The organism is Bradyrhizobium sp., assembly GCF_036735945.1.
Taxonomy (GTDB): domain Bacteria; phylum Pseudomonadota; class Alphaproteobacteria; order Rhizobiales; family Xanthobacteraceae; genus Bradyrhizobium.
Genome location: NZ_DAINNI010000129.1, coordinates 1 through 13,271, shown reverse-complemented (window position 1 = coordinate 13,271; position 13,271 = coordinate 1). Strand labels below are relative to the sequence as shown.

At 63.1% G+C, this 13,271-nt stretch carries 12 protein-coding genes; 6 read left to right on the top strand and 6 right to left on the bottom strand.

What is annotated here, in order from left to right; all coding sequences use genetic code 11:
* The 3 genes from V7E26_RS25560 to V7E26_RS25550 all read right to left on the bottom strand — a co-directional run.
* Positions 1-529, bottom strand: a 529-nt coding sequence (locus V7E26_RS25560) for an MFS transporter (protein ID WP_324421682.1), incomplete at its 3' end; no start/stop codon positions are given.
* Between the two features lie 2 nt (positions 530-531).
* On the bottom strand, positions 532-1,701 hold the full coding sequence (locus V7E26_RS25555) for an HlyD family secretion protein (RefSeq protein ID WP_324421681.1): 1,170 nt from the start codon (positions 1,699-1,701) through the stop codon (positions 532-534).
* Positions 1,694-2,173 (bottom strand): MarR family winged helix-turn-helix transcriptional regulator, encoded by a 480-nt coding sequence (locus V7E26_RS25550; RefSeq protein WP_324421680.1) that lies wholly within the window; start codon positions 2,171-2,173, stop codon positions 1,694-1,696. The genes V7E26_RS25555 and V7E26_RS25550 overlap by 8 nt, the downstream gene beginning before the upstream one ends.
* A gap of 264 nt (positions 2,174-2,437) precedes the next feature.
* Here V7E26_RS25550 and V7E26_RS25545 point away from each other — a divergent pair, with 264 nt between their 5' ends.
* The 3 genes from V7E26_RS25545 (at position 2,438) to V7E26_RS25535 (ending at position 6,502) form a co-directional block, all read left to right on the top strand.
* Positions 2,438-4,900 (top strand): tetratricopeptide repeat protein, encoded by a 2,463-nt coding sequence (locus V7E26_RS25545; RefSeq protein ID WP_324421679.1) that lies wholly within the window; start codon positions 2,438-2,440, stop codon positions 4,898-4,900.
* 12 nt (positions 4,901-4,912) lie between these two features.
* Entirely contained in the window at positions 4,913-5,398 is a 486-nt protein-coding gene (locus tag V7E26_RS25540) for a Fur family transcriptional regulator (protein ID WP_324421678.1), read from the top strand.
* A 165-nt stretch (positions 5,399-5,563) separates the two neighbouring features.
* Positions 5,564-6,502 (top strand): DMT family transporter, encoded by a 939-nt coding sequence (locus tag V7E26_RS25535; RefSeq protein WP_324421677.1) that lies wholly within the window; start codon positions 5,564-5,566, stop codon positions 6,500-6,502.
* A gap of 15 nt (positions 6,503-6,517) precedes the next feature.
* On the opposite strand, the gene V7E26_RS25530 is transcribed toward V7E26_RS25535, so the two are convergent.
* Positions 6,518-7,393, bottom strand: a complete 876-nt coding sequence (locus V7E26_RS25530) for a sulfurtransferase (protein WP_324421676.1) — start codon at positions 7,391-7,393, stop codon at positions 6,518-6,520.
* 266 nt (positions 7,394-7,659) lie between these two features.
* Here V7E26_RS25530 and ispG point away from each other — a divergent pair, with 266 nt between their 5' ends.
* The 3 genes from ispG (at position 7,660) to V7E26_RS25515 (ending at position 11,390) form a co-directional block, all read left to right on the top strand.
* Complete coding sequence (gene ispG / locus V7E26_RS25525) at positions 7,660-8,946, top strand: flavodoxin-dependent (E)-4-hydroxy-3-methylbut-2-enyl-diphosphate synthase (RefSeq protein ID WP_324421675.1); 1,287 nt, start codon at positions 7,660-7,662, stop codon at positions 8,944-8,946.
* 133 nt (positions 8,947-9,079) lie between these two features.
* The gene (locus V7E26_RS25520; protein ID WP_324421674.1) at positions 9,080-9,973 is read left to right on the top strand and encodes a TauD/TfdA dioxygenase family protein; all 894 of its coding nucleotides are present in this window, start codon (positions 9,080-9,082) and stop codon (positions 9,971-9,973) included.
* A gap of 76 nt (positions 9,974-10,049) precedes the next feature.
* On the top strand, positions 10,050-11,390 hold the full coding sequence (locus V7E26_RS25515) for a Rieske 2Fe-2S domain-containing protein (RefSeq protein ID WP_324421673.1): 1,341 nt from the start codon (positions 10,050-10,052) through the stop codon (positions 11,388-11,390).
* A gap of 12 nt (positions 11,391-11,402) precedes the next feature.
* Here V7E26_RS25515 and V7E26_RS25510 read toward each other — a convergent pair whose 3' ends face one another.
* Both V7E26_RS25510 and V7E26_RS25505 read right to left on the bottom strand, forming a co-directional pair.
* On the bottom strand, positions 11,403-13,010 hold the full coding sequence (locus tag V7E26_RS25510; RefSeq protein ID WP_324421672.1) for a Na+/H+ antiporter: 1,608 nt from the start codon (positions 13,008-13,010) through the stop codon (positions 11,403-11,405).
* A 106-nt stretch (positions 13,011-13,116) separates the two neighbouring features.
* Positions 13,117-13,271 (bottom strand): nuclear transport factor 2 family protein (locus V7E26_RS25505; RefSeq protein ID WP_324421683.1); only part of this gene is annotated, 155 nt, incomplete at its 5' end.

The window sequence follows — 13,271 nt, the reverse complement described above, 5'->3', positions numbered from 1 at the left end:
CGAAGAACACCCAGTGCCAGGAATAGGTCTCGGTCAGCCAGGCGCCGAGCGACGGGCCCATGATCGGCCCCATCATCACGCCCATGCCCCAGATCGCCATCGCCTTGGCGCGTTCCTGCAGCGTATAGGAATCGAGCATCACGGCCTGCGACAGCGGCACCAGCGCCGCGCCGAACACGCCCTGCAGCAGGCGGAACACCACCATCTGGTTGATGTCCTGCGCCAGCCCGCACATCACGGACGCAAGGGTGAAGCCGGCGGAGCAGACGATGAAGATGCGCTTGCGGCCGAAGCGGTTGGCGATCCACCCGACCGGCGCGGTCATGATCGCGGCGGCGACGATATAGGAGGTCAGCACCCAGTTGATCTGGTCTTGCGAGGCCGACAATGTGCCCTGCATGTAGGGCAGCGCGACGTTGGCGATCGTGGTGTCCAGCGCCTGCATGATCGTCGCCGTCATGGCGCAGATCGTCACCATGTTCCGGCGGAAGCCGGGAACCGATGCTGATGGCTGGCCAGGCGTCGCCATGGTTAGTCGTGATCCTGGTTGGCCACCGCGGGGGTGAGTCCGAGCAGGGCGGGCAGCGAGCGGCGATGGTTGGTGTCGATCGTGGCGTAGACGCTCATGCCGGCCTTGAGCTTGCGGACGAACTTGTCGTTCTTGTCGAAATAGATCCGCACCGGCACGCGCTGCACCACCTTGACGAAATTGCCCGAGGCGTTCTGCGGCGGCAGGATCGCGAACTGCGCGCCGGTGCCGGGCGACAGCGAGCCGACCGTGCCCTTGAACGGGTGATTGGGGAATGCGTCGACCTCGAGCGTGACGGACTGGCCGACCGCGACGTAGGTGAAATCGGATTCCTTCGGGTTGGCGTCGACCCAGGGATTGCCGGTGTCGATGATGCTGAACACCGGCGTGCCGGCGGTGACGAAGCGGCCGAGCTGGATCTGCTCGACCTGCGTCGCGATGCCGGCCATCGGCGCGCGCATCACGGTGTGGTCGAGATTGCGCTGGGCCTGGTCGAGCGCCGCCTTGGCCTGCGCATAGGGCGGAAATTCCTGGAGCGGCAGTTCGGGATTGCCGAGCAGTTGCGCCCTGGCGGTCGCGATCTTCTGCTGCAGCAACTGATACTGCGCGCTCGCGGTGACCAGCGCCGTCGAGGCGTTGTCGAGGTCGAGCTGCGAGCCGACATTGTTCTTCACCAGCGACGACTTGCGTTCCACGTCGCGCCGCTTCAAGTCCATGCCCTGCTGCGACAGTTCGCTCATCTGGCCATAGATCCTGAGGTCTGCGATCAGATTGTCATAGGTGACCTTGGCCTGCGCGAGATTGGCCTGCGCCTGCGACAAGGCCAGGCGGAACGGTACCGGATCGAACTCGAACAGCACGTCGCCGGGATTGACCTGCTGGCCTTCCTTCACCACGACCTTATCGATCTTGCCGGAGATGTCGGGGGTGATCAGAACCTTCTGCGCGCCGACATAGGCGTCGTCCGTGGTCACGTAGCGGCCGCCATTGAGATAGAAGGTCAAGCCGGCCACCGCCGCGACCAGCGGCAGCACCACGAGCAGCAGGAAGCGGCGGTAGCGGCGCAGGCCGGCCATCAGCCGGCGGCGCGGCCCGCCCGCGACTTTTGGCGGCGACGGCGCCGCGGGGGCCCCCTTCTGCTCGGGCGGAAATTTGAGTACGGGCTCAGCCATAACGCTGTTCCTTTCGAGGAGCTTCATTCGCCGGATTCTGGATCGCGTTGCGAACGTTCTCCTTGATCAGGTCGAGTTGTTCGAGCAGGCGATGCGCGTCGGTGGGGTTGATGCCGTCGAGCGCGGTCGCCGTGAGTTCAGATCGGAGCCCGGCAAGCTTGCCGAGCAGGGGGCGCGCGGCCTTGCGCAGATAGAGGCGGTTGACGCGGCGGTCGTTCGCGTCGCCGCGGCGTTCGATCCAGTCATTGTCGCAGAGCTTGTCGATCAGCCGCGTCAGCGTGATCGGCTGCATCTCCATCTGTTCGGCAAGCTCGGATTGCTTCAGGCCTTCGGTCCGCTCGACCTTGGCCAGCACCGCCCATTGCGCGCGGGTGATGCCATAGCGCGAAGCCTGCCGGTCGGCATAGGCGCGCATCATCCGTTGCAGCTCACCGAGCGAAAACAGGAAATTCATATCCACGGAACCGCGCATCGCCGTCAGCCTCCATAAGCTTGCGATATAATAAGCTTGCTTATGATTTCTGCATGAGGCGTTAACAGTGGGCCTGATCCGCTTCCAGCACATGGCTGGGAACCGAAGCTTCAGACAAACATCCACTGAGCTGCTGCAATGCGGAACGATCTGCTGCAATCGAATTCACCCCCAGCTTGTGAAATTATCAAAATCTTCTTGCGCGTGTGGTATGCAAGCGATTGAAATGTTGTTTGCCGGCGCATACTGGGTTTGGGTTTTTCCATGCCGAAGACGATTTCGCAGTACAGCGTTTTCATCGGCTCTCCTGGCGGACTTGCCGAAGAGCGTGGGAAGTTTCGGGCAACGCTAGACAAATGTTCCTTGCATCACGGCCGCGACAAAGGCGTCCTATTCTATCCGGTTGGATGGGAGGACACGATCGGGGGGGCAGGGCGACCGCAAGGGCTGATCAATGACGATCTTCGACAATGCGACTACGCTGTATTTGTGCTTCACGACAGGTGGGGATCATCAACGGGAGATGGACACACTTCCGGAACTGAGGAGGAATGGCTTCTAGCTGAAGAACTCTATCGTAAGAACAAGATACGAAATATTGCGCTCTTCTTCAAACAGGTCGATGTCGGAAAACTTGCCGACCCCGGGGATCAATTGAAGCAAGTTCTTGTGTTCAAGAAGAAGATTGAGGAAGAGAAGCGGTACTTGTTTAGACAGTATAGGACGCTCGATGAGTTCGTGGACGCGCTCGATGGCCATCTGGCCCAATGGTTGAGAGAACACGAGAATCCGAAAACCGGCCTTTCCTTAAGCGACCAAGTACCTACGGGGCTGACGTCGGTCAGCTATCTGCAATCGCCAACATTTGACTACTGGCTCGCCGAAGCAAACAATAGCGCAACTAGCGACACTGCTGGCGCTCTATTCTGCGCATCAAAAGCAATTGACGCGGCGAAGTCAGATGCGGAGTGGGCGCGTGCGAAAAATACCTGGGGTATCATTCAGATCGATCTTGGCAACGCGGAGGAGGCGCTTTCCGCATTTTCGATGATTGCAGAACGCTTCTTGATTTCCTTGGATGCTGAGCGGCAATTCTGGTGCGCCAAGGCGCTCTATAATAAAGGGGTTATGTTCGGCACGCTGGGCCGGACCGAAGACGCGATTTCGATGTATAACGGCGTGCTCGCCCGCTTCGGCGCGTCGACCGAATTGCCGCTGGGCGACCCGGTTGCCAAGGCGTTGGTCAATAAGGGGGTCACGCTTGGCAAGCTGGGTCGCATCGAAGATGCGATTTTAGTCTATGACGACCTGCTCGCCCGCTTCGGCGCGTCGACCGAATTGCCGCTGGGCGAGCCGGTCGCCAAGGCGCTTGTCAACAAGGGGGTCACGCTTGGCAAGCTGGGTCGCATCGAAGATGCGATTTTAGTCTATGACGACCTGCTCACCCGCTTTGGCACGTCGACCGAATTGTTGTTGCGCGAACAAGTCGCCCAAGCGCTACTCAATAAGGGAATATCACTCGGTACGCTGGGCCGCAACGAAGAGTCGGTTTCGATCTATGACAAGGTGATCGCCTACTTTGGCGGGTCGGCGGAACTGCCGCTGCGCGAGTCGGTCGCCAGCGCGCTTCTCAACAAGGGGGTCGCGCTTGGCTCGTTAGGCCGCAACGAAGATTCGGTTTCGGCCTACGACAAGGTGATCGTCCGCTTTGGCGGGTCGACGGAACTGCCACTGCGCGAGGAGGTCGCCAAGGCCCTTTGCTGCAAGGGCGCCTCGCTCGGAATGATGGGCCGCAGCGAAGACGCGATTTCGGTCTACGACGATTTGCTCGGCCGCTTCGGCTCATCGACGGAATCGTTGTCGCTACGCGAACAGGTTGCCGAGGCACTCTTTGCAAAAGGCGCCGCGTTCGGCGCGCTCGGCAGGAACGAAGATGCGCTTTCGATCTATGACGACGTGCTCGTCCGCTTCGGTGGATCGACGGAATTGCCGCTGCGCGAACAGGTCGCCGCGACGCTTCTGAACAAGGGCTTCGCGCTCGTCACGATGGGGCGGGCCGAAGATGCGCTATCAGTGTACGACGATCTGCTCGCGCGGTTTGGCGCGTCGACGGAATTGCCGCTGCGCGAGCGCGTCGCCAAGGCGCTCGTCAACAAAGCTATCACGCTTGGCAAGCTAGGCCGGAGTCAAGACGCGCTATCGGTCCATGACAACGTTCTCTCGCACTTCGGCCACTCGACTGAACTGCCGCTGCGCGAGCAGGTCGCCAAGACGCTTCTGAACAAGGGGGTCATGCTTGGTAAGCTGGGTCGGATAGAAGATGCAGTTTTGGTCTGTGACGACGTTCTCGGCCGCTTCGGCGCATCGACGGAATTGCCGCTGCGCGAACAGGTCGCCAAGGCGTTGTTTAACAAGGGCGTCATTCTCAGTGCGGCGGGCCGAAGCATAGATGCGATTTCGGCCCATGACGACGTCCTCAGCCGCTTCGGCACATCGACGGAACTGCCGTTATGCGAACCGATTGCCAAGGCGCTGCTGAACAAGGGCGCCGATCTTGGCCGGTTGGGTCGGAGTGAGGAAGCGATTTCGGTCTTTGATGACCTGCTCGCCAGATTCGGCGGCTCGACGGAATTGCCACTACGCAAGCAGGTGGCCGAGGCCACGCTACTAAGGTCTGCCCTGCTCAAATCTCTAGAATTGAGTCGCAAACGTCGGCCAAAACGCTAAGTTAAGCTTGCAATGAACCTGGCAAAACCGACATTTCCTGCACCGGATCACGATCACGGCCGCTGCACCGCGGACGCGATCGCGCATGCGGAAACGGTTTGTGCGCGACGGGCGCAGAAATTCACCCCGATCCGGCGCCAGGTGCTGAGCGCGTTGCTGTCGAGCCACCGTCCGCTCGGCGCCTATGAGGTGATCGACGAGCTCGCCAAATCGATGCCGCGGCCGGCGCCGATCACGGTCTACCGCGCGCTGGATTTCCTGATGGAAAACGGCCTTGTGCACCGGATCGAAAGCCGCAACGCCTTCCTCGCCTGCGCGCATGATCACGACGAGACCTCGATGGTGGCGTTTTTGATCTGCGAGCTCTGCGGCTCGGTCGGCGAAATTCCGGCAGCCCCCGTCGCGCAAAGCCTCAATGCGGCGGCGCGCGCCTCGGGTTTTGCGCCAAAGCTTTCCGTCGTCGAGATCGCCGGCACCTGCGCCCACTGCCAGAAATGATACATTCCAGTCTCAGGGCCTCACCCCGTCATTGCGAGGAGCGAAGCGACGAAGCAATCCATGCCTCCGCAAGTGGCGAAATGGATTGCTTCGCTCCGCTCGCAATGACGTGGAAGGGGCTGAATCAAGAATAACAACACGGCGCCAGGCCGGCCACGAGGATCGATGTCTTCCAAACCAGCCGAACCTTCCGCGGCACGGGCGCTAACCCCGGGCGCCATCGCCCTGATGCTGATGCTGTGCGTGAGCTGGGGTTTCAACCAGATCGCGGTCAAGCTCGCGCTGCCCGACGTGCCGCCGATGCTGCAGGCGCTGATCCGTTCCTGCGGCGCGCTGCCGGTCATGCTGTTCGCCGGATGGCTGCGCGGCGCGAAATTCTTCGTGCGCGACGGGTCGCTGCTGCCCGGCCTGGTGGCCGGCACGCTGTTCGGGATCGAGTTCGTGCTGATCTTCACCGGGCTGGTGTTCACCTCGGCGTCTCGCGCCGCCGTGTTTCTGTATACCGCGCCGTTCTTCGTGGCGCTCGGCTCCCACCAGTTTCTCGGCGAAAGGCTCAGCGTTCTGCAGTGGAGCGGCCTCGGCCTGAGTTTCGCCGGCGTCGCGCTTGCGATCGGGGTGCCGCAGCCAAACGTCGACGCACAGGTGTTGCTGGGCGATCTGCTGGTGGTCGGCGGCGGCGCGTTGTGGGCTGCGACGACGCTGATCGCCAAGGGCACCAGGCTGCGTAACGCCGCGCCGGAGAAGGCGCTTGGCTACCAGGTCGCGGTATCGATCCCGATCCTGGGTGCTGCATCGCTCCTGTTTGGCGAGAAGATCACGCACATGCCGAGCGCGCTGTCGATCTCGCTGCTGGCCTATCAGGCGATCTGGGTGGTGGGCTGCACCTTCGTGCTGTGGTTCGCGCTGGTGAAGGTCTATTCGGCGAGCAAGCTCTCGTCGTTCACCTTTTTCACGCCGCTGTTCGGCGTCGTCGCCGCCTATTTCATCCTGCACGACACGCTGACGGTCACCTTCGGCGTCGCCGCGCTGCTGGTCATCGCGGGACTTTATCTCGTGAACAAGCCGGATCCGAAGGTGGTGCCGGATCCGAACGTGCCGGCGTAACGGCGCGAAGGAAGTCTAGTCCGTCTCGATCGGCAACGACGCATCCTTCGCCCATTCGCCCATCGAGCCGTCGTAGAGGGTGAGGTTGTCGTAGCCAAGCCGGTGCAGCAGGAACAGGTCGACCGTTGCCGAGATGCCGCCACCGCAATAGGCGACCACGCGCTTGTCCCTGGTAATGCCCTGCGCCTTGAATTTGGCTTCGGCCTCTGCAAGCGGCAAGAATGCCTTGGTCTTGGGATCGAACAGCGTGGCAGCGGACACGTTGCAACTGCCGGGCACGCGGCCGGGACGGCCGTAGCGGCTGGGCTCCAGCCCCCTGTGAAACTGCGGCCCGAGCGCGTTGACGACCGCGGTGCCCTGCTCTGAGGTCGCGGCGAGCGTCTGGTGCCTGTCGACGAAAAATCCGCTTTTCGGCTTGGCCGTGAAGGTTGCCGCCGGATATCCCTTTGCGGGTCCGTTCTCGAGCGGCCGTCCTTCCAGCTTCCATTTGTCGAGACCGCCATCGAGCACCGCGGCGTTCTCGAAGCCGAGCGATTGGAGCATCCACCAGAACCGCGTCGCCCACATCGGCGTGCCGATGCTGTAGAGCACGACCCTGCTTGCGTTGGAGACGCCGTGGGCGCCGAAGGCACGTTCGAGCCGCGCCACGTCAGGCATCATGAAGCGCAGCGCGGTGGCTGGATCAGAGAACTCGCCCTGCAGGTCGAGGAAATCCGCGCCCGGGATATGCCCGGCCTCGAACGTGTGCCGTCCGGGCACCGCGAGATAGGGCTGGTTGGAGCCTGCCGGGGCCGGCTCGAGATAGGTCGTGCAATCGAACAGGCGCAGATCAGCTTGCCCGAGAATGTCGGCGAGTTCCGCTGATGTGACCAGGTCGTTTCGCGCCGGCATGCCCGCCTCCACTATCGGTGTTTTGGCGATGCTACGGACTGCATCGGGCCATGAAAAGGTGCTTCCCCGCATGCTCGCCCTTTCAATTCGGCGATTCCTGTCCAATATAGCTGGCAACGGGAGGCTCATGCCTCCGGCCTGCTTCCGGCTGCCGCCGTTGGCCTAAGCTGTTGGATTTGCAAGATAAAACAAGATGTGTGACGAGGCGCATAGTGCCTTCGCCGCCCCCTTGGTGAATGTCACCAAAACCTGATATTCGAGGCCCCATGAACAAGCCCGAAATTATTCCGCAAGACGACGTCGCCGGCCCGAAGGCCCGGCATCGGACCACCCAGGTCATGGTCGGCAACGTCGCCGTCGGCGGCGGCGCGCCGATCGTCGTTCAATCGATGACCAATACCGACACCGCCGATATCGAAGGCACGATCGCGCAGGTCGCGGCGCTCAGCCGCGCCGGCTCGGAGATGGTGCGCATCACCGTCGACCGCGAGGAGGCCGCTGCCGCCGTTCCGCACATCCGCGACGGCCTGCGCAAGCGCGGCATCACCACGCCGCTGATCGGCGATTTCCATTACATCGGCCACAAGCTGCTCGCCGAATATCCCGCCTGCGCCGAGGCGCTCGACAAGTACCGCATCAATCCCGGCAATGTCGGCTTCAAGAACAAGCGCGACACCCAGTTCGCCGACATCATCGAGATCGCCAACAAGAACAACAAGCCGGTGCGCATCGGCGCCAATTGGGGTTCGCTCGACCAGGAGCTGCTCACCAGGCTGATGGACGAGAATACCGCGTCGCCGAATCCGCGCGATGCGCGCGCGGTGACGCGCGAAGCCATGGTGCAGTCGGCGCTGCTCTCGGCCGCCCGCGCCCAGGAACTCGGCATGCCCAAGAACAGGATGATCCTCTCGGCCAAGGTTTCGGCCGTGCAGGACCTGATCGCGGTCTATCAGGAACTGGCGCGCCGTTCCGACTACGCCATCCATCTCGGCCTCACCGAAGCCGGCATGGGCTCGAAGGGCATCGTGGCATCCTCCGCCGCGCTCGGCATCCTGCTGCAGGACGGCATCGGCGACACCATCCGCATTTCGCTGACGCCCGAACCCGGCGGCGACCGTACGCTGGAAGTGCAGGTCGCGCAGGAACTGCTGCAGACCATGGGCTTCCGCACCTTCGTGCCGCTGGTTGCGGCATGCCCGGGCTGCGGCCGCACCACCTCGACGACGTTCCAGGAACTGGCGCGCTCGATCCAGGATTTCATCCGCACCGAGATGCCCGGCTGGAAGACGCAGTATCCCGGCGTCGAGCAGCTCAACGTTGCCGTCATGGGCTGCATCGTCAACGGCCCCGGCGAATCCAAGCACGCCAACATCGGCATCTCGCTGCCCGGCACCGGCGAAGCCCCGGCGGCGCCGGTGTTCGTCGACGGCAAGAAGTTCCGTACCCTGCGCGGCCCGGGCATCGCCGCCGACTTCAAGGCGCTGGTGATCGATTACATCGACCAGCGCTACGGCAAGGGTGCCAAGACGCCGGAGACCACCGCGGCGGAGTAGGCGCCGTTCACGTAGCCCGGATGGAGCGAAGCGAAATCCGGGACTCCTCCAAAGCGGATGGACCCATCCCGGATTGCGCTTCGCTCCATCCGGGCTACCATGCTCCCAATCAAGAACGGTTGGGAGTACGCCGATGTCTTCGCTATCAGGCAAGCAGGGTCCACGCTACAGGCACGCGGCCGGCGAGACCGAGCCCTATGAGACCATCGGCATCGAAAAGCTGACCCCGATCATCGGCGCGGAGATTTCCGGCGTCGATATCGGCAAGCTCGTCTCCGACGATGCGCGCTCCAACCGCCAGATGGACGAGATCCACCGGGCGCTTGCCGAAAACCTCGTGATCTTCTTCCGCGACCAGCACATCAGCTCCGACCAGCATCTCGCCTTCGGCCGCAAGTTCGGCGAACTGCACGTGCATCCGGCGGCGCCGAACGAGGGCGATCCGGCGCTGATGCGGATCTATGCCGACAGGGATTCGCCGCGCGCCAATGGCGAGGGCTGGCATTCGGACGTCTCCTGCGACGTCGAGCCGCCGATGGGATCGATCCTCTACATCAGGCAATGCCCGCCGCATGGCGGCGATACGCTGTTCGCCAACATGTATGCGGCGTACGAAGCGCTGTCGGATCGCATGAAGACCTATCTCGACGGGCTGAGCGCGCTGCATGACGGCGAGCAGACCTATCGCGGGCTTTACGCGAACTACGGCGTCGCCGACCGCCCGGAATATCCGCGCGCCGAGCATCCGATCGTGCGCACCCATCCGGTGACGGGCAGGAAGGCGCTCTATGTCAACCGCGGCTTCACCCGCCATATCATCGGCATCCCGCGCGACGAGAGCGACGCCATGCTGGCCTATCTCTACCAGCACGCGGAAAACCCGCTGTTCCAGTGCCGCTTCCGCTGGACCGAGAACGCCATCGCGTTCTGGGACAACCGCTGCGCGCAGCATCGCGCAATGTGGGATTACTGGCCGCACACGCGATCAGGCACGCGGGTGACGGTGAAGGGGGAGCGGCCGGTGTGATCACGGATGCGTTGACGCCTCGTCCGGCGTGAGCCAAGCTCGGTCAAAAGCAAGAAACATCCGGAGGTCCGCCGCCATGCTCCGCGCCGAAGACAACAAATTCCTTACCGAAAGCGGTGCAGGCACCGGCATGGGCGAACTGCTGCGCCGGTTCTGGATCCCGGTGCTGCTGTCGGAAGAACTACCTGACGCCGACGGCACGCCGAAGAAGATCGTGGTGATGGGCGAGGAACTGCTCGCCTTCCGCGACACGCGCGGGGTGGTCGGCGTCATCGATCAGTATTGCCCGCATCGCGGCGCCAATCTCTGGCTCGGCCGCAACGAGGAATGCGGCATCCGCTGCGTCTATCACGGCTGGAAGTTCGACACCGACGGCGCATGCGTCGACATGCCGACCTCCTATCCCGACCTCAACGCCAAGGACCTGATCCGCATCAAGTCCTATCCGGTGCGCGAATGGGGCGACATGATCTGGGCCTATATGGGGCCCGTCGAGCAGATGCCCGAACTGCCCGCGCTGGAGATGGCGCTGGTGCCGCCTTCGCACCGCTACGTCACCAAGAAATGGCAGGACTGCAACTGGGTGCAGGCGCTGGAGGGCTCGATCGACACCGCGCATTTCACCTTCGCGCACCTCTCCTTCGAGAAGGAGGAGAACGAGATCCTCGACATCAAGAAGCATTTCGTGAATCCGCTCGTTCGCGTCGCGACCGATCACATGCGCTGGATCGCCGAAGATCCGCGTCCGGTGATCAAGATCAATCCGCACGAGGCCGGCCTCACGGTCGCGGGCGGACGGCTGACCGGGTCAGACAATATCTACTGGCGCATCGCCCAGTTCCTGATGCCGCTGCACGCCTATGCGCCGAGCTCGATGCCGGGTGAGAATATTTTCGGCCAGAGCTTCGTTCCGGTGACGGATACCAATTGCTGGATCTACACCTATGCGTGGAATCCGGACCGGCCGCTGACGCAGGCCGAACGCGACGGTTACGACCGCGGCAACGGCGTGATGGCCGTGGTCGACGAAAGCTATGTTCCGCTGCGCAACAGGTCGAACGACTACCTGATCGATCGCAAGCTGCAGAAGACCTCCAGCTACACCGGCATCAAGGGCGTGTCCGAACAGGATGCCGCCGTGCAGGACAGCCAGGGGCCGATCGCCGACCGTACCCGCGAACATCTCGGCCCGACCGACCTCGGCATCATGCATTTCCGCAAGCTGGTGATGGAGGCTGCCCGTGCGTTGCAGCAGGGCGAAGCGCCGCCGCATCTCAAGCACCAGGACCGCTATGCGGTGCGCTCCGGCGCCTGCGTCACCAGCAAGACCAAGGACCTCACCGCCGTCATGATCGAGCGGTTCGGCGATCCGGCAGGCTTCGCCGGCGGTTCCGGCAGGAATGCGGCGGCGGAGTAGGGGCTTTCCCCTTCACAACGGCATCCGCCGGAATTCCCGATTGCTCAGGCTAGCTTCCTCCAGATCGAGGTCGCGCTCGATGTGCCGCCTCGCTTCGTCGGTGATCTTGCCGTCGCGGAGCAGGGCGTGGATGAATTTTCGCTCGGCTGCAATCAATTCCCGCGTCAGCGCGGTGCCGGCCGCCGTGACGTCGTGCGCGTTCGGATCGAGCGAATCCGGGAGCTGGTTGGCGCGGATTTCATGCCGCGCGCGCAGCAGCTTCACGACTTCATCGGAGAGTTCGCGGTCGTCGGTGATGGCGTCGAGCGATTTCAGCGCGGCATCGAGCGCCTCGCGCCGCGCCGCAATCTCGGCCTTGCGTTCGGCGATATGCTCGCTGCGGCCGTCCCTGGCAACGCCGAGCCACCGCACCACCGTGGGCAGTCCAAGCCCCAGTCCCACCAGCGTGATGAAGATGACGCCGAAGGCGGCGAACAGGATCATGTCGCGATAGGGGAAGGCCTCGCCGCCGGGCAGCGTAAACGGCAGCGCCAGCGCCGCGGCCAGCGACACCGCGCCGCGCACGCCGGTAAAGCCGACCACGAAGGTCGCCTGCCAGGATGGCGCGGGATCATGTTCGCGGATGCGTTTGCTGAGCAGACGCGGCAAATAGGTTGCCGGGTAAACCCAGGCGAAGCGCGCGATGATGATGACGACCGCAACCAGCGCCGTGGTCATCAATATGTCATGCAGCGGAAACGCCTTCGATTTCTCGTACAGCAGCCGCATCTGGAATCCCGTCAGCAGGAACAGCATGCCCTCGACCAGATAGATCACGAGGTCCCAGAAGAAGATGCCCTGCAGGCGGGTCGCCGATGAAATCAAGAGCGGTCCGTTCCAGCTGATATAGAGCCCGCAGGCGACCGTTGCGATCACGCCGGAGCCGCCGAGATGTTCGGGGACCCAATAGGCAAGGTAAGGCGTGATGAGCGACAGCGTGATCTCGATCTGCGGATCGCGCGCGTAGTGCCGGGCGCGCAGGGAGAGCCAGCCGACCGCCACCCCGAACAGGATTTCGCCGATGACAATGGCTCCGAAGGTGCCCTCGGCGATCGGCAGCGAGAAGGCGCCGGTTGTAATCGCCACCACCGCGAAGCGGTAGAGAATCAGCGCCGTGGCGTCGTTGGCGAGGCCCTCGCCTTCGAGGATGACCAGAATACGTCGCGGCATGCCGAGCTTGCGCGCGATGGCAAGCGGCGCCACGACGTCGGGCGGCGCGACGATCGCGCCCAGCAGGAAGCCGATCCCCCAGGGCAGTCCGATCAGGTAGTGGGTCGCGGTCGCGACCGCGCAGGCGGTAAAGATCACGCAGCCGACCGACAGCATGATGATCGGCCGCAGATTGGCTTTGAACTCGCGCCAGCTCATGGCGACGCTCGCCGAATAGATCAGCGGCGGCAGGAATACCAGCAGCACGAGCTGGGGCGGCAATTCCACCGTCGGCATGCCCGGCACGAAGGCGAGCGCGATGCCGGCCAGCAGCAGCAGGATGGCGGGGGCGACATCGATGCGCCGCGCCAGCAGCGCGGTTCCTGCCAGCACGGCCAGCAGGATCAAGACGATCTGAAACGTGGCTTCCATGATCGCCCCATTCGCAGGGAAAGCCTGGAAGGTCAATGCGCTGGCGTGTGAAGCGCCGCTTCATAGATCGGAAGTCGCGCCGCCGGTGCGCAAGCTCGCGCGGCTGTTACTCGCGCAGATCGTAACGGTAGGATTTCGAGACGATCTTCCAGCCGTCGCGCAGTTTCATCGCCACCAAATAGTCGGTGAAGTAGCGCGGCGGCAATTGGCAGCGCACCTTGATGAAGGCGGTCTGGTCGTCCGAGCGGTCGATCGTGACGA